Origin of the sequence: Mesorhizobium sp. SEMIA396, assembly GCF_024518615.1 — a bacterium.
In the GTDB taxonomy this organism is placed as follows: domain Bacteria; phylum Pseudomonadota; class Alphaproteobacteria; order Rhizobiales; family Rhizobiaceae; genus Mesorhizobium.
In genome coordinates this window covers 1-17,313 of sequence record NZ_JANIFC010000027.1, presented here as the reverse complement: position 1 = coordinate 17,313, position 17,313 = coordinate 1, and the positions used below count along the sequence as shown (strand labels likewise).

General features: G+C 58.5%; 11 protein-coding genes and 4 pseudogenes. 2 read left to right on the top strand and 13 right to left on the bottom strand.

The features are described from left to right. From NP503_RS33030 to NP503_RS33000, 7 genes and pseudogenes are all read right to left on the bottom strand, one after another. A pseudogene (locus NP503_RS33030) lies at nucleotides 1-376 on the bottom strand (electron transfer flavoprotein subunit alpha/FixB family protein); the annotation flags it as partial. Nucleotides 377-399: 23 nt separating this feature from the next. After that, nucleotides 400-1,149: an electron transfer flavoprotein subunit beta/FixA family protein gene (locus NP503_RS33025; RefSeq protein ID WP_127271195.1), complete on the bottom strand. Its 750-nt coding sequence runs from the start codon at nucleotides 1,147-1,149 to the stop codon at nucleotides 400-402. A 289-nt stretch (nucleotides 1,150-1,438) separates the two neighbouring features. Beyond that, a complete protein-coding gene (locus NP503_RS33020; RefSeq protein WP_127270769.1) occupies nucleotides 1,439-2,608 on the bottom strand; it encodes a M20 aminoacylase family protein in 1,170 nt (389 codons plus the stop codon). A 776-nt stretch (nucleotides 2,609-3,384) separates the two neighbouring features. Next, nucleotides 3,385-4,171 (bottom strand): annotated as a pseudogene (locus NP503_RS33015) (crotonase/enoyl-CoA hydratase family protein). After that, nucleotides 4,168-5,028, bottom strand: coding sequence for a hydroxymethylglutaryl-CoA lyase (locus NP503_RS33010; protein ID WP_127266839.1), 861 nt, complete (start codon nucleotides 5,026-5,028; stop codon nucleotides 4,168-4,170). Before NP503_RS33010 ends, NP503_RS33015 begins: the two are co-directional and overlap by 4 nt. 137 nt (nucleotides 5,029-5,165) lie before the next feature. After that, nucleotides 5,166-7,364, bottom strand: coding sequence for an acetate--CoA ligase family protein (locus tag NP503_RS33005; RefSeq protein ID WP_127266838.1), 2,199 nt, complete (start codon nucleotides 7,362-7,364; stop codon nucleotides 5,166-5,168). 2 nt (nucleotides 7,365-7,366) lie between these two features. Beyond that, on the bottom strand, nucleotides 7,367-8,140 hold the full coding sequence (locus tag NP503_RS33000) for an enoyl-CoA hydratase/isomerase family protein (protein WP_127266837.1): 774 nt from the start codon (nucleotides 8,138-8,140) through the stop codon (nucleotides 7,367-7,369). A gap of 86 nt (nucleotides 8,141-8,226) precedes the next feature. On the opposite strand from NP503_RS33000, the gene NP503_RS32995 reads away from it, so the two are divergent. After that, entirely contained in the window at nucleotides 8,227-9,189 is a 963-nt protein-coding gene (locus NP503_RS32995; RefSeq protein ID WP_127266836.1) for a LysR family transcriptional regulator, read from the top strand. Between the two features lie 266 nt (nucleotides 9,190-9,455). Next, a pseudogene (locus NP503_RS32990) lies at nucleotides 9,456-9,710 on the top strand (transposase); the annotation flags it as partial. An 84-nt stretch (nucleotides 9,711-9,794) separates the two neighbouring features. Here the strand turns inward: NP503_RS32990 and NP503_RS32985 are convergent. From NP503_RS32985 to NP503_RS32960, 6 genes and pseudogenes are all read right to left on the bottom strand, one after another. Beyond that, on the bottom strand, nucleotides 9,795-10,745 hold the full coding sequence (locus tag NP503_RS32985; protein ID WP_127266835.1) for a class I SAM-dependent methyltransferase: 951 nt from the start codon (nucleotides 10,743-10,745) through the stop codon (nucleotides 9,795-9,797). 244 nt (nucleotides 10,746-10,989) lie between these two features. Next, nucleotides 10,990-13,656, bottom strand: coding sequence for a condensation domain-containing protein (locus tag NP503_RS32980; RefSeq protein ID WP_127266834.1), 2,667 nt, complete (start codon nucleotides 13,654-13,656; stop codon nucleotides 10,990-10,992). Between the two features lie 949 nt (nucleotides 13,657-14,605). Then, nucleotides 14,606-14,872: a hypothetical protein gene (locus tag NP503_RS32975; protein ID WP_127266833.1), complete on the bottom strand. Its 267-nt coding sequence runs from the start codon at nucleotides 14,870-14,872 to the stop codon at nucleotides 14,606-14,608. Beyond that, a pseudogene (locus NP503_RS32970) lies at nucleotides 14,820-15,819 on the bottom strand (IS66 family transposase); the annotation flags it as partial. The gene NP503_RS32975 and the pseudogene NP503_RS32970, both read right to left, overlap by 53 nt. An 84-nt stretch (nucleotides 15,820-15,903) precedes the next feature. Beyond that, nucleotides 15,904-16,263 carry an IS66 family insertion sequence element accessory protein TnpB gene (gene tnpB / locus NP503_RS32965; protein WP_127266832.1) on the bottom strand — a complete coding sequence of 120 codons (360 nt, stop codon included), beginning with the start codon at nucleotides 16,261-16,263 and terminating at the stop codon, nucleotides 15,904-15,906. Further along, nucleotides 16,260-16,604: a transposase gene (locus tag NP503_RS32960; RefSeq protein ID WP_236383542.1), complete on the bottom strand. Its 345-nt coding sequence runs from the start codon at nucleotides 16,602-16,604 to the stop codon at nucleotides 16,260-16,262. The genes tnpB and NP503_RS32960 overlap by 4 nt, the downstream gene beginning before the upstream one ends. Nucleotides 16,605-17,313: the final 709 nt, after the last annotated feature.

Sequence of the window (17,313 nt, the reverse complement as noted above, 5' to 3'; positions counted from 1 at the left end):
GCCGCTTGAAGGTGTCGGGCGATACGACTTCGATGATCTCGGACACCTGCGCGACATCGAGCAGCGCTGCGACGCGCGGCGCGACATTCTTGCCCGACGAGGTCGCCGGCGCGATGATGGTGTCGTAAGCGCCTGCCAACGACACGACCAGTGCTGCCGTCGGCTCGGCCAGGCGCTCGGCAAGTTCGTCGGCCTCGGCCAGCAGCACCTTGCTCACGCCCTTGAGCTTGGCGGCAGCGTCGGCTGCCGGCTTGGCGCCCTTGCCGGCAACCAGCACATGCACGTCCGAGCCGATCTGCAGCGCCGCCGACAGCGCCTTGGCGGTCTGGTCGGAAAGCGTTGCGTTGTCGTGTTCTGCGATGAGGAGAATTGCCATTTGTCTGTTCCTTTCCCGATCGCTTACAACACGCCGGCTTCGTTCTTGAGCTTGTCGACCAGTTCGGCCACCGACTTGACCTTGACGCCTGCCTTGCGGCCACTCGGCTCCTCGGTCTTGATGACCTTCAGCCGCGGCTTGACGTCGGCGCCGTAGTCGGCCGGGCTCTTCTCGTCGAGCTGCTTCTTCTTGGCCTTCATGATGTTGGGCAGCGAGGCATAGCGCGGCTGGTTGAGGCGAAGGTCGGCGGTGACGATCACCGGCATCTTCAGTTCCACGGTCTGCAGGCCGCCGTCGACCTCGCACGTCACCTTGGCCTTGTCGCCGTCGAGCACGATCTTGGAAGCGAAGGTGCCCTGCGCCCAGCCAAGCAGTGCCGCCAGCATCTGGCCGGTCTGGTTGGAGTCGTCGTCGATCGCCTGCTTGCCGAGAATGACGAGGCCGGGCTGCTCGGCGTCGACGACGCCTTTCAGCACCTTGGCGACGCCGAGCGGCTCGGTCTGTTCGTCGGTCTTGACCAGGATGGCGCGGTCGGCGCCCATGGCGAGCGCGGTGCGCAGTGTTTCCTGCGCCTGCTGCGGGCCGATCGAGACGACGATGATTTCTTCGGCCTTGCCGGCTTCCTTCAGCCGGATTGCTTCTTCCACCGCGATTTCGTCAAAGGGATTCATCGCCATCTTGACGTTGGCCAGCTCCACCGCCGAACCATCAGCCTTCACGCGAACCTTGACGTTCGCATCCACAACCCGCTTCACCGGGACGAGAACTTTCATTCAGTCTCTCCTATTCCGCTCTGGCAGCGCCTACAACACGCTCCAGAAGTTAGCGCATTGGCGATCCATAAGATCCCCGCCGCTTCGTTGTTGATAGTGATATCTGCGGCCGTCACGCTGGCTGTCCGCTGGCTCAGGCAACCGTAACCAACGAAACTATCTGATGTAGCAAACGGAGTAGTTTTCAGAAGCGGTCGGTCCTCAGCGCGTAGGAGCGTGAGGTATTTTTATACTCATGACTTTTCTTCTGAATACGAGTTCGCACGCAAACTGGTGGGGACAGTCGAGCTCACATAGGCAACACTGTCTCGACCACATTTACCCAATAGCCTATCCCATAAGGCAAGGCTTCGTCATTGAAGTCATAGGCGGGGTGATGCAGAAGAGCGGTAGGTCCATTCCCAAGGAAGATAAAACTACCTGGCCGCTTCTCAAGCATATAGGCAAAGTCCTCCGCACCTATACGTGGCTTCATCTTATGATTCACCGATGCAGGCCCGACTAGGTCGCGTGCCGCCTTAGCCGCTAAAGTAGTTTCCTCCGTGCAGTTGACAGTGACCGGAACGGAGCGACGGTATTTGAATTCGATATCCGCGCCGAAGCCGCGCGCAATGCCCTGTGCGGCTGCCGCAATCTCTTGTTCGGCGAAGTCTCGCAGGGCTGGCACGAGAGTTCTGACCGTTCCGGCAATTTCAACTTGATCGGGAATGATGTTGTAAGCCTGTGCGGCCTTCAGCTTGGTGACGGAAATCACCAGAGACTCCATGGGGTCGGTTTTGCGAGAGATTAAGATTTGTAGGCCGACGATAATCTGTGCTGCTATGGTGACGGGATCGATAGTTCTATGTGGGTAAGCCGCATGGCCGCCCCTGCCCTTCACAACAATGTCGAAGTCGTCCTGCGAGCCCATGATAGGACCATCGCAGATGGCGAATTTGCCAATTTCCATGCCTGGCAAGTTATGCATGCCGAAAACCTGGGATATGTCGAAACGGTCCATAATGCCTTCCTGGACCATCCTTTGAGCTCCCGTCGGAAATTCTACTTCTTCTGCCGGCTGAAAGATTAAGGCGACGGATCCCCTGAAGTTGCGCGTACTCGCAAGATGTTTCGCAGCACCCAGCAACATAGCTGTATGACCGTCGTGGCCGCATGCATGCATTATGCCTGGGTTTTTCGAGGACCAGGATTTGCCTGACGCCTCAACGATTGGCAGGGCATCCATGTCCGCTCTCAATCCGATCGTCGGTCCATCTCCCCCTTGCCCCTGAATAAGTGCGACGATGCCGGTCTCAGCTATCCCCGTTTCGATATGATTGATCCCGAACGATGCCAGTTTATCGATCACGAACTTCGCTGTGTTGTGTTCCCGATAGTCGAGCTCTGGATTTTCATGGAGGTAGCGTCGCCACTCCGTTGCTTCGCGCTGCAAATCACGGAAGGACTCAACGCTGTGCATCTGAACGTTTCCCAAATTGCGTTTTTTGTTGGCCGATGTTCAGCTTCCAGGAGGGCTAGGTCAAATTCAGTTTGTGTATTGTGATCATCTGGTTTTCAGATGAACTCAGGGTGGTGAAAAGCCTGGGTAGGACCGCGACCGCGACCTGTCTTACCTGAGCGCAAGGCATCTGTCAGATGCGCGTTTTCGCCTTTGAGTCAGCGACTGGAATGCGTTGCTGTCGCGACGGGAAAATGGCACGTGGTCAGCACAGCAGCGGCAGCAAGCGCGGACTTGGTACGTGACGCGCAGCTTGAACACATCTGGCCGGACGCTTCACATGGGAGAACTGCCGCCTGTCTTCCGGCTCGAACCGTCGGAGTCCAATGCTGCGCCATTCTCCGGCGATTGAGATGGGACAGCAGCCCCGGAGGAGGATCGCCGGGCGCCTATCGCGGCAAGTTGACAAGCGGAGCAGTCGTCATGCGGCTGTTCGCGGTGACCCTCCGATCGAATAACCACCCCGGTATTTCCAGCCACCGGTGGGCCAGAAAGGGTGCAGCGGAACACCGCCAGGTCACCCTTCTTGATCGACCGCATGGAGAAAGACCTGCCGGTCAGCCCAGGGATGCCATGGATAAAGAAGTTCGCGATCAACATCGATCTGCGGGCGTTCCATGGTCGAGTTGTACGACGAGATCCATCCTCATTCAGCGCTCAGAATGCGTTCCCTGAGGGAGTTCATTTAGGCACAAATCTACTTGGAGCGACGACCAACGAACGGCTCCCGGCCGGCCTCACGCCTGCCAACGCGGTCTGCGGCGATCGGAGAAGGCCGCGATTCCGTCAGCGGCGTCGGTCGTTTCCCATACATCGGCCAGCAGAGCGACCGTCTCGCCGATCACTGCGTCGTCGATTTCCGACCCAAGTCGGCGCACAAGCGCCTTGGCGGCGGCGACCGCCCGCGGCGAGGCCGAGAGATAGGGCCGGACCTCAGCCTCGACCGCCGCCTCCAAGTCGATCGGCGGCACGACCCGGGAAACCAGTCCGAGGTCGCGGGCTTCATTTGGCGTCGATTATCCTGCCTGACATGAAGACCCGCCGCGCCCGGCCTTCTCCCATCCGAGCCAGAACATAAGGAGAAATCGTAGCAGGGATGAGTCCTAACCGGACCTCGGTGAAACCGAACCTAGCGGTGTCGACGGCCACCGCAACGTCGCAGACGCTCATCAGGCCGAGACCGCCACCGAATGCCTGGCCGTTGATGCGGCCGATCAGGGGTTTGGGTAATTCGTTGAGCGCGCGAAGAGCCAGCGCCAGCTTCATGGCCTCGGCGATTCGCTCGTCACGCGCGGCGGAGGCCTGCGCCCGCATCCAGGCGAGATCGGCGCCCGCACAGAAGCTGTCGCCTTCGCCCGTCAGCACCACCGCTCGCACATTGTCGTCATTGGCGAGCAGTTCGGCGGCGCCCGCAAGTTCGGCGATCATCTGTCCCGACATAGCGTTGTGCTTGTCCGGGCGGACGAGGGTCAACGTAGCGACGCCGATCTCGTCGGTCATGATGCAGATAGTGTCGAAGATCATGGCCGCTCCTCTCTAAGGCTGCCCGCGAAGCGGGCCACCTCCTCCAATCGCTCCATGTCGAGGCAGGTCTCATAGCCCCGGCCCGCTAGCATTGCCGCGACGGCGAGGGTATCGACATTGCCGTTTGCTCCCACGGCGAAGGGGCAGCCGCCAAGTCCGCCAACCGCAGCGTCAAAGGTGCGTAGGCCCTTCTCCAAGCTTACCAGAATGTTATCGAGGGCGCGGCCCCCAGTGTCATGATAATGTCCAGCAAGTCTCCCGGCCGGCACCGCTTCCAACACAGCATCGAGCATGGCCGCGATGGTTGCGGGCGTTCCTTGGCCCGTGGTGTCGCCCAGCGAAATCTCATAGCAGCCCATATCAAGGAGTTCGGTCACAACCTTCACAGCGGCAGCCGGCTGTATCGGTCCTTCGTAAGAGCAGTCGGTGATGCAGGAGACATAGCCTCGCACCGGAATGCCGTCGGCGGCAGCCGCGGCGAGCACAGGGCGGAAACGCTCGAGGCTTTCGGCAATCGAGCAGTTAATGTTCCTGCGGCTAAAAGTTTCGGAGGCTGACGCGAACACGGCGACTTCGCCAGCCTTCGCCGCCCGCGCGGCCTCGTAGCCCTTCATGTTGGGCACCAGCACCGCATAGACGGCGCCGGGCGCACGACGGATGCCGGCCATAACCTCCGCCGCATCAGCCATCTGCGGCACCCATCTCGGCGACACGAAGGAGGTCGCTTCGATCATTTGGAAGCCGCAGTCGGACAGCAAGTCGACGAGCCGGATCTTCTCGGCGGTCGGCACGAGCCGCTTCTCATTCTGTAGGCCGTCGCGCGGCCCCATCTCGGCGATGCGAACGAATTCAACCATTCGGGTCGGGCCTCCGCCTCGAGAAAGAAGATCAGATCGCCGTAAAATCGGACTGTGTCAGCGCCGCCGTCGTGAATGTCGGTGACAAAAAGGCCGACACGATCTGTGCTTTTGCTAGGCTAGACATCAGGCTTCTCTTATTTTCCGACCAACCTCACATCGACGGGGTAGATCCCGCTTTCGTTCGCGATGATCGGGTTGATGTCGAGTTCTGAGAGATTTTCCATCCTCATGACCGCGAGGGAGACGGACGAGATAAATTCGGCAAGGGACCGCTTGTCGACTGGCCGATAGTTTCTGAAACCATCGAGGATCTTCGCAACACCCGTCTCGTTGATCATGTCCAAAGCTTCCGCCGGAGAAAGCGGCGCCGCGCGAAAGGTCACGTCCTTAACCGCTTCGACCAGCACACCCCCTGAGCCGAACAAGACCACCGGGCCGAAGACTGAATCGTTGACGGCACCCACGAACAACTCCAAGCCGTGATCCACCATCGGCGTGACGATGAAACCGAAGGTCGTCACCGGGGGAGCCTGGGACGCCATGGCCCTCGTGATGTCATCCGCGGCGGCGCTCGCCGCCTCTCGCGTCACGCCGAGGCGAACACCACCGACATCGGACTTGTGCACGATGACGGACGAGTCCACCTTCACCGCACAGGGCTTGCCAAAACTAGAGACTACCGAACTTACGGCCCCGGCATCGCTTGCCGCCGACCATTCGCCAGTGTCCACGCCCAGTTTCTGCAACATCTCGCGGGCTGTCGTCTCTGCCGATAGCCCGCTGGGAACGAAAACGCGGCGCGCGTCCGGTGCCAGCCTATCGGCATTGCTATTCTGTTTAGAAAGCCAATTAGCCCTTTCAAACAGTGCCTTGGACCCGGTCACGGCCCAATCGATAGAGGGGAAAATCTGGATGCCGCCGTTTCGTAAGATGTCGTGATTCTCCGGCTTGCGATTGCCGTAGCAGCTATGAAAAACCATAGGCAGGCCGCTGGCTTTCCGCAAAGCCACGATCCGCTCGGCCGCCGAATTCTCTGCTTTCAACAGAGATTCATCGAACCTTATGTGGTAGGCTCCAAACAACCCGTTTGTCAGAACGAGCCCTACCTGGGGATCTGACGCCAGAATTTCGATGCATTCGGGGAAAACGTCGGGATAGGCGTCAGCGGCGCTTGCAACATCAATCGGATTTTCGACACTGGCCTCGTCGCCGAGGACACTTCTCAGCTTGGTTTTGGTGTCTTCCGAGAGGGATGCTAGCGGCACCCCCGCCCGTGACAACGCATCAACGGCGAGTGTTGCGTGTCCACCACCATCGGTCAGAACCGCAATCCCGGTTTTTGGTTTAGGAAGTGGACTGGTTGCGAGAAGAGCAGCAACCGGCAACAACTCATCCGAACGATCGACTAGGGTTACGCCCATTTGCGCCAACACCTTTACGGCGATTTCGTCGGCGCCGGCAATCGAACCTGTATGGGAAAGCGCCGCCTTCCGACCCTCAATGGATCTCCCGCCGCGCAGCATCACAATCGGGCAGCTCAGCCCCACGCGTGCCGCCGCGTCAAGGAATCCGCGGCCGTCAAGAAAGCCCTCGTTGTAGATGGCGATTGAGCGGGTGCTTTCACGTCGGGAAAGCTCCTCGATCAATTCGCCATATTCGATATCGGTCTGGTTACCGAGTCCCGCGATGACATCGAAGCCGGGGCCATTGATGGAGCGACTGTCTTCGACGACCGAAAGCACCATGTTGCCGCTTTGGGTTAGAACACTGATTGGCCCACTCGGAGGCAGTTCCGGCAGGCCAATGAGGTCAGCCTGCACAGTGCAGTTCAGCATTCCCGATGTATTCGGTCCAATAATCCGGACCCCGCTTTTCTTTAAGGCATCAAGCAATCTCGTTTCCGCGGCAGAACCCTTGTCGCCTCGCTCACGGAACCCGTGCGCCAGAACCACTGCGCCGGCGATCCCTTTTTTACCGCACTGGATGAGGATATCCGGCACTTCCTCCGCCGGCCGAACGATCACCGCGATGTCCACACATTCGGGAAGGGCATCGACGTCGCTGAAAACTGGCAACTCGAGGATTGTCCCTCCTTTAGGATTGACCGGCAGGATCGGATAGCCGTAGCCGGCGTTCTTCAGCGCCTTGATGATCTGATAGCCGCGCTTGTCAGGGTTTGCCGAGGCCCCGATGATCGCTACAGAATGCGGCTCCAGTACTCGGCTCAAGGCTGTCGCTTCATTTTGGCGGCCTGTGGGAGCTGGCAATTCCGGCTCGCCATAGGCGAGTACGCCGTTCAAGGCCGTTGCTTCATTGTGGTGCCCCACGGTCATTTCTATCTTCCTTCGAAACGGGGCGAGCGGCGTTCCGCGAAGGCGGCGACGCCTTCTGCCCAATCGCTGGTTTCCATGATCGCCAGCAGGTCTTCGGCCTCGGCCCGAAAAAGCTTGTCGGGGCTTTGTGGTAAGTTGATCGCCGCCTTAAGACGAGCCATTGACAATGGTGCGTTCTTGACGATCCGCTCCACTAACGCCGCCGTGCGCTCCTTCAACTGATGCGCTGCCGGAGCCTCGGTTGCCAGGCCAATCTCCAGGCATTCTGCGCCGGTTATCCTGTCGCCCAGCAGCAAGAGTTTGGCGGCATTCCTCAACCCGATGAGCCTGGGAAGGCGGAGCGTCACACCTCCCCCCACATAGGTTCCAATGGCAATTTCTGGAAATCCGAGCTGGGCGTCCTCGGATATGATAAGAAAGTCAGCAGAGGTCGCGATTTCCGCCCCGCCGCCTAAAGCATAGCCGTGCACCTCGGCAATGACTGGCGTCTTCATCGTCTGAATTCGTTCGCACACGCGCTGCCCGAGCATAATATACGCCTCGCGCTCATCGCGCGTCCGTTCGCCGGATTTGTGGACCTTCAGATCAGCACCGGCACAGAAAGCGCGGCCGTTTCCGGACAGGATCACGCATCGGATCTCGGGGTCCTTATCTGCATGGTTCAGCGCATCCAACGTCTGTTGATACAGGGCTTCATTGACGGCATTCATCCGTTCGGGTCGGTTGAAGATAATGTGAAACGCTTGGTCTTCTTGCTTCGTCACGACTTCGTTCATGGACAATCTCTCAAGACGCTGATCCTGATACATTCGCCTCAAATCTATTGCGCGTCCAACATGTTTTGAGTATAGATCAATCGCGAATGAGCAATAATGTTACCCTCAGGCATTTACGGGCGTTCGTCGCGGTCGCGGAGCGTGGCGGGTATACGGCTGCGGCTCGCTCACTGAACATCGCGCAATCGGCTTTAAGCCGAACGATCGTGGAGGTTGAGGAGGAACTGGACACACGCCTGTTCGAGCGCACCACAAGAAGGGTGGTTCTTACGGCATCCGGCGAACAGCTGTTGATGAATGCGCGGCGTGTTCTTGAGGAATTCGACAGCGCGATGTCACGGTTCCAGCTATATCACAGCGGATTAAACGGGGTCGTGAGCCTAGCTGCACTTTCATCTGTTGCGTCTATCATGCTTCCGACATTCATTTCCGAATTCCGGAAAGGCAGACCCAACGTCAGAATCTCGGTGAAGGACGGTTTCGCGGATGAGGTTGTTCGCTACGTGCGCGACGGACAAGTTGATTTTGGTATCACATCCTTCCCAAAGGCAAGCGGACAGCTGATCTGTGAGCAGATCGCGGCGGATACTCTGGTGTGCATATGCTCGAAATCGCACAGATTTGTGGGATTGGAGACGGTGTCCTGGAACGACTTAAATGGCGAAGACTTCGTTGCGTTCGATCCATTGAGCAGCGTTCGCACTTGTGTTGATCGCGCTTTGCAAATTGCCGAAATCCAGCTCGGGACCATCACACAGGCTCGGGACGTCGGCACGGTTGCGGGCCTCGTATCCGCCGATCTAGGAATATCCGTCGTGCCTAGCCTTGTCCTGCCTATGATGCAGTTTTGTGAGATTACCCAAAAAAAGCTGGTAAGTCCCGCGGTCGAACGCGAGATCTATCTTGTCCATGATCCACAGACACCGATTCCTCCAGCCGCTGGATTTCTCATCGAAATGCTGCGGCATGCAGCGATGCATGGGTTCCGAACCCCGAACGGAGCAAGATGGGTGAACAAGCCGAAAGCTGAGCTGGCGAAAAAGAAATAGAAACCGAGCGGGCAAGAGCACCTTCTATCGCGCCACAGGACTTCCTGGTCAGGTCCTGTCATACCATATCCAATCGTAAATATTCGCTTTAGCCCTAGCAGCATGATATTTTGCCCGGCGGGGGCGGCACTCCTGCGGCAAGGGAAGCAGATTAATTATGTTGCGTATCGAAGTTCTTTGTCAGACCCCGTCGGTGAGTTCAACAAGGTTTATATCGAGCACACCAAGATTCGCGATGATCCGGTCGAGTGGTCCAATTTCAATTTAGTGTCACGCTCGCCTTTTGCTGGGCACATGTGCGCCGACGCTTCTATGAACTGGCGGCAGCCGGTCGCGCGCCGATCGCCAGTGAAGGCGCTGAGACGGATCGCCGATCTCTGTAAGATCGAGGACGGCATCCGCGGCCGACCGGCCGAGGACGCCGTGCGATGCGTCAGGAAAATAGCCGCGCTATCATCGCCGATCTCGAACCCTGGCTGCGCCAAAAGCTCGGCTTGATCAGCCAGAAAACCAAGCTCGCCGGGAGATCGACAGCAACGTGGTCGAGCGCTCCTTCCGTCTGACGAGCAAGAGGTTCGCCTCTTTTTGATAAGCGACACCATCTTTCACAAGCGTCGCCCGCTCCCGACCAAGGCATTGCGCGTTATACGCGCTTCGAACTGACCGCAAGAGGTTGGCGTCACGATGAGCCCGAAATAATTGTCAAGAAGTTCGAGCACACGCTTCGGGTCGGACCGCAGTTCTTCCAGACCATACATCTTCACCACATATTCGGCTAATAGTTGCAAAGCACTTTGTTTGTTCGCCCCGACCATAACAAACGGGTCTGCGATACGCTGCACTGTTATGTGATCGAACTGCGCAGAAGCGAATAAATCGAGCACTTCGCCAGCTGTAAAATGAGGATATTCGTGAGGCGTCACGGAATGAGTGGACACCACGTCAGCGAACCAGCGGGCAGTGGGTGAGCCTTCTTCGAAGTCATGAAGAACAAGGATGCCACCGGGCCGAAGAATTCGCGCAGATGCCTGAACAGCGGTGGCGCGCAGAGCGCGCGGGATGTGATGCGTTCCGTAAGCCATCAGCACCCCATCCACCGAGCCATCTCTAATGCAGTACGGATCGGCCGCACTTTGCCAGATCGCAAACAGGCCGTCCCGGATGCAGCGGTCCACCATGAACTGGGAGATATCAGAGTTGATGAACGTCGGGCAGCGCACCTCACCCAAGATTCGATGAGCTACCTTGTTCACATATCCGTCACCAGCTAGCAGATCGCAGATAATCAGTGATGGACTAAGTCCTTCGCAACCATTGGGGTGCATCTTCCCAAGAAGATCCATCACACCTTCGGATCGCGCTAGCAGCGACAATTGAATGCTATCGAGGTAATCCGCCCCGCGTCCTTCCGAGGTGAATTCGTTGCGCGAGAGATTGGCCAGATCGTCGTGGCGGGCGGACTGTTCTGCAACAACTCGCGGTTCGATCGCCATGAAGGCCAATGGGTTTAGCTTTTTTAACAGGTCGAAGTGCGAAGCAATCCCTTGAGAACTCATGCAATACTCCTCGTGACTAGCCGCCCATGAGCCGAGCGATCTTTAGGGTGAGAGCGGGCAACGCCTTTGCCTGAACGCTTGCCGAGCAAAGACGCCTGTAAATCAGTACCCCGATAGTCCGTTGGTTAAATCCTGTGTATCGCGCACCAAGAGACCGGTTTTTAGAAGATGACGCATGTACCTCGAGCGAGGCTTACTCTGGACCTTCCGAATTTGAGGACTTCATGTTGTGCGCCTCTCAATCCTAACCTTCAGGCAAGTCGTCCAACCAGCAAGCGCCCTCAAGGTGAGGCCGAGAGAAGATCTTTCCGATCTTCTCGCAAGTATTGTTTTGATGGTAGCGCATGTATAATCGGGCATCTGCTCCAATGTCGAGGATCTCGATCTTTCCCGTGTAGTGGGACATGATGTATTTGAATGTTTTTTGGATACCGCTGAGACGTTGGTTGATGCCGCGCACAATCTCTATTCCGCTGCGCAGCGAAACCTGAAAATGAGATGCGCCTTTCACCGGCCTGGCTTGAAATAGATAATACGGTCGCACACCCATCTGGTGGCACTTGGCGAAAGTAGCAGCCAAGATCTCGGGATCATCGTTGACATTCGCGAGAAGCACAGTCTGGTTAAGAAACTGAACGCCCTGTGCCCGCAGGAGCCGAATTTTAGCCTCCGCGAGGGCGGAGATTTCGCCAATGTGGTCAAAGTGCGTAACGATTACTGCAGCCTTTCCTGCGTTATGAATCCGCGTAAACAACGCCGGCAGATCCGGGTCATCGAAGCGCTTGGGCTGATAGGCCAGTGCCTTAGTGCCTATTCGGATCGAGTCGACATGAGGGATATCCAGCAAATTGCCAAGTAATTTTTGCAGACTTGCCGTATTGAGAACAAACGGGTCACCTCCTGTTACTAGCACATTTGTAATCTCCGGGTGATTCATGATGTATTTTCTAATACTTTCGAAATCAACTGCTGTCTCATCGGAATTTTTGCCGACAATTCGTTTTCTCAGACAATAGCGACAATATGAAACGCAACGGTCTGTCGCTATGATTAGTCCTGTTTGGGCGTATTTATGCTGAAAACCCGGAAATATCGTGTTATCTTGCTCACCACTGGTATCCAAGTTGCCGCCGCTGTTGAATTCAGCGAATGACGGCTGCACAATATACTTCAGCTGTTCGTAATAACCGCTGTTGATGATCTGTTCGTGGTAAAACTTTGTGACATGGCAACGCATGATGCTGTTGCTTTGCAGTTCGCCCTCGCTAACGACACGCGTCCCCTCGATAAAATTGATAACCCTGGTAGGCGTTCGCGGCTCCGAGTTGGTGCGCGGTACTTGAGTAGCCCAAGTCGGAGGTGCCGCGGAGGGTCCTAGCGCGTTCAACTCACCGGGTTCAATCACTTCCGGGACCCGGTCCGCCTCCGAGTCAGGCAACTCGTGAGCCGAGCGGTCCCGGGGAGAGGCTGCTTCCGTTAGATTCGACTGAATCGGGAATCGACGTTCATTAGCCAGCCGTGGTGCTGACCAGAGTCGCTGCCCGGGATCGGCCGCCAATTGGCCTAGCGCCTGCTGCAAATAGGCCACATACCGCTCGGCGGAGCTCCGCCCAAACAGCGATGTCCGGTAAACTAGCCTGCCACAAATAGCCTCGCCGAGCTCAAAGATATTAAGAGCCAGATCGTATTGCGCGACACAATCACCAGCGTCAGAATATACAATTTCGAGCCCTGGCAGTTCCACCGTCTCTCCAACAGTATTTTCTGATTTGACTATGACCTGCACAATTGGGGTTTGAGCACCTTTGCGAATTGGACCAACGACGTCCGTCGCCTGCTCAAAGGGCAGATCCTGGTGATCAAGGGCCCCAAGCACGGCGGCATTCACTCGCCCCAGCACTGTCTCCAGCGTCGGATCGCCCGACAGGTCGATCCGCAGCGGCAAGCAGTGGGAGAAACAACCGATCAGCCCCTTGCTTCCTGACCGGGTGCGGTCTGGGCACGGCGTGCCAATCACCACCTCGTCCTGACCCGACAAACGCGCCAGCGCCATTGCCCAGCCCGCTAGCACCGTAACGAACAGCGTGGTTCCACGACGCTGGCTCAGCACCTTCAGCTTTGCATTTAATGTCTCGTGCAACACGAAGTCGACGTAGCTGCCTGCAAATTCCTGCTTTACTGGACGTGGCACGTCGGTCGGCAGCTCAGGCACCGCTGAGGCGCTATTTAGCATTCGAAGCCAGTATCTAAACTGCCGCTCCAAAGCCTCAGCTGTCAGCCAACGTCGCTGCCAAATCGAGTAGTCCGCATACTGGACTGGCAGTGCCCTCAGCCGCGCTACGCGGCCCTCTTGAGCCGCAGCGTAGAACTCGCTCAGTTCGCGTAGCAGGATCTCACGGGACTGACTGTCCGAGACCATCTCATGCATGGTGATCAGCAGCAAATGATCATCTTCGCGTAAGCGCGCCAGCCGCGCGCGGATCAGCGGCCCGGCTTCCAGATCGAACCCGGCCTGCCCTTCATAGCGCATTAACTCAGTTAGTATCTCCTCTGCCTCCCCCTCCGCTGGGGCCGGTAGATACTCCCGTTTAAGCGGCACAACGTCCACTGGCCTGATCTGTTGGAACGGTTCGCCGTCCTCCACCGCGAAGGTGGTGCGCAGTACCTCATGACGCGCCATCAAGCAGTTCAAGGCCGAATGTAGGGCCACCTCGTCAAGCTGGCCGCGAACGCGAAGCCCCAGTTGGATGTGGCATGCCTCACTGCCGCTCTCCAGATGCGACAGGAACCAGAGCCGTTGCTGGTGGAATGATAGTGGTATCCGCAGCGGACGCGACAAGGCTTCAATTGCCTGAACCGCATTCGTGGGGTCGTTGGGCTCGTTAATTGCGATGGTCCTAGCCAATTTCATATGAAGTCCTACGATTGGAGATTCTGAAACCGCTAAGGTCAAACGGGTCCTTCCACTTGACTCGTCTGCAACCGGCGTGCCACCGAAGGTGCTGTTTCGGCAAGAGGGCAAAAGCCGAGCATTTCGCGCTGCAGCGGTGAATCTTTGCAGCTGGGTGTGTCGGGTTTCAAACTATTCGTTTGCTACGGTGGTACAAAAGGTAACGCTCCGGAGCTCTACCGAATCTCTCTTCCCGTCGAACCAAGGGAAACTGGAGTGCCCGAGGATCGGGGAACAACTTCGTAAATCAGTGCAGACAGCCGCCGCTGATGCCCATTTGGTGCGCGCATGTCCATTTGCGACGTCCGCCTAGTGGGCGCACGATCGCCGCCTCGGTGCATCGGATTTGGAAAGATTTGCCTCCAGATATCAATAGCCGAGTGAAACAGCAGCTTTGAGTGAGCACTCTGCCCCGAAGCCTTTGTGTCGGTAGCTAGTCAAAGTTGTCCGGTTCGGTAAGCGGTTCACGCGGCTCGCGACGCTGTAAATCGCGAAGGTGTTATCCCGCTCCTGCCTGATGACCGCAGCTTTGACGATTGCGGATCGGACCTTTCGGCCTGCGCGAAGGCGATCGTGCGCCAGCCTTTGAGGACGGCTGCCATCGTGATGCCGCATCCTCGCACGGCTTTCTTTCCCGCTTGAGGCAGATACCGGGATTTATGTTTATGCGCAAACTCAATCTCACGATCCCAATCGAGTTGGTTATTGCGGATTGGCGCTGCGATCTTCACGCCTCCAGGCGGGACAAAAGTGGTTATCGAAGCGAAACGAATCTTTGCCTCGCCCCCGTCGCCCTGTGCGCTATGATCCGAAAGTCCCTCTGCTTCGCGCGGGCCACGTACGCGTCCGGTGAAGACCGCAGAGGTGCGTATCCGGTGGCCATGAGAACCTGAGCACCGGAGTGCTGGGGTCAAGCTTTCGATGGGGAGACGCGATGATATTCTTCGAGGAGGAGTTTGAGCTCCTCGGTGCCTTCATCGGTGAAGGCCAAGATCCCGTTGTCATCATTGGCGCCGTACACCCAGATGACGCCGTCCTCGGGCTCCAGACCGAGGGTCAGTTCGTGGATGAGCGCTTCGCTGACGCCGAGGTCCCTGGCGACACGTTCGACGGTGTAGACGTGCAGCTGGTTGGGTCCGCAATTTTGCGGATCTCCAATTCCACGGCAGCAAATCATGGATCCGATGGGCCGGATAGGCGGGCAGTCGGGCGAGGACGTCGGCGAGCCAGGCCTGCGGGTCGATATGGTTCATCTTGGCGCTGACGATCAGGCTGTAGAGAACGGCAGCGCGCTGTCCGCCGCGATCGGAACCGCAGAACAGCCAGGACTTTCTGCCGAGAGCGATGCCGCGCAGGGGCTCGCTCGGCAGCATTGTTGGATAGGCAGATCCGCCCATCCTCGAGGAACCCGGTGAAGGATGACCAGCGGCGCAGCATGTAGTTGAAGGCCTTGGTCAGGTCGTGCCCGCGCGAGAGCTTGTCGCGCGTCTCGATCATCCAGCGCTCGAGCTCGGTGACCAGCGGCGCGCTCCGCTCTTGGCGCACGGCGTGGCGTTGGGCCGGCGACAGGCGCGCGCTCGATATCGAACAAGGCATCGATGCGCTTCGCGGCTTCGACCGCCAGCGGATAGACCAGGTTGGGCTTCTCGCCATGTGCCTTCTTGCGCGCCGCCGCTTCGACATCGGCCAGCTCAACCACTTTGCGCCGGCTGTGGATCCAGCAGCTGGCCTCCAGAACAGGCGCCGGCTGACGACCCGTCGCATAGAGATAGCCGTAACCACCAAAGGCATCGGCCTGCAGAATGCCGCTCCAGCCGGCGAGATGCGGCCGCAGGATGTTCGCCTCGGCGATCGCGGGAATAGTAGAACACTGCCGCCGGCGGATCGGCGCCGCCGAACGGTCGGTCATCGCGCACATAGGTCCATAATCGACCAGTATCGGTCTTGCCCTTGGCCAGGACCGGCACCGTCGTATCGTCGCCGTGCAGACGTGAAGCAGCCAGCACATGGGTAGAACAGCGGCATCAGCGCCGCGGCGCCGGCGCCGACCTGATCGGCGAGCGTCGACAGGCTGAGCGGTACGCCTTCGCGGGCATAGCGTTCAGCTTGACGGTTGAGCGGCTGCGGAACAGCATCCTGGGCGGTGGCAACCATGCCTTGGAGTGAACCATAAAACGCGTCCGCTGACTCGCGGAAAATGGCGCAAACTCAAAGAAAACTCAGCCCGCGCGCTGGGGGGTGGAACGTGTGACGCGGGTTGCGCCAATCGATCCCGTCGAGCATGTAGGCGAGCTGCGCCGGTGATATGGAAACCGTGCCGTCCGCCGGCGACGGCCAGAGAAACCGGCCCTTCTCGAGCCGTTTTGCATACAGCGACATGCCGAGCCCATCATGCCAGATAATCTTGATCAGATTGCCGCTGCGTCCGCGGAAGATATAAATATCGCCGGCATGCGGGTCCCGGCCCAGCGTCTCCTGAACCTGCAGAGCGAGGCCTTGCATCCCGCGACGCATACCGGTCCGGCCGACCGCCAACCAGATCCGCACCTGGCTCGGGACCGGGATCATGAAACGCCCAGCGCCTTCACCATCGCCGCCGCCAGTGTTGGCGGCGTGGTCAGCGGACTCCGCAGCCGCACCTTGCCGCCGACCTCCAGCTCGATCACCGCTGGTGATGCCGCGGGCCGGGAAACGGCGACAGGCTCGTCGGGAGCCACGACAACTTCGGCAAAGTCCGTCTCGCGGGCTCTCACCGTGCGGCGCCACTTATAGATCAGGCTGGTCGCGACATCGTACTGACGCGCCACCGCCGCCACCGTGGCCCCGGGCGCGAATGCCGCGGCCAGTATCCGGCACTGATCCGCTTCACTCCAACGACGCCGCCGCTCCGGCCCGGTCAATAACGTCACATGCTCATGCTGTGCTGCTAACTTCGCTCGTAAGGACGACCCTAAGAGCGCAGCCTCGCTACCGTGCCCTCCTCTCGCAAGGCGGCCTTCGCCGGAGGCGTACGGGCCACCGCGCAGTCGCAAACGATCTGGTGGCTTAAAGCAGTAGGTGGGGTGCGTCCTCAGACAACCTCTTCCGGCCTTAGAACATAGTGTGCCAAGTATGCTTCCGGATCAACTCCCGGCCTTGCATTTGCGCGGAGTCGTTCAGCATATGTTCGCCCATTAGTGCAGGCTAGGCCCGGCAAGAAGTGATCGCGCTGGACCTACCGTTCGCGTTCGGCTACGCAGGCTCCGCCGCCCCCTTCGGCCTCGACCCCGCGATATCTGGCAGGCTCCACGGCCTCAGCCCGTATCGCTTCATGGGTCCGGCTTGCGCATCGTGCTGGACGGCGCGGTATACATACAGCAGACCACCCCCTTTGGAGTTCATTCGTTCCATCAAGCGCGAGGCGCGGGCGGAAAAAGCAATCAATGCAGATATCGACAAATTTCGCCGCGCATGAGGCTCGGCTCACGGCCACACCGCGCAGGAACTCTGTCACAGCGCGCAATTTCGTTGCTGTGGCCCCAATCAGCGCCGTCCAGCAGTGAGGTTCGCCCCGATGACAGCAAGCGCCAGCATTGCTTCATTCGTTGTCATTGCGCGAAGGCTGCGGGCGGATAAATC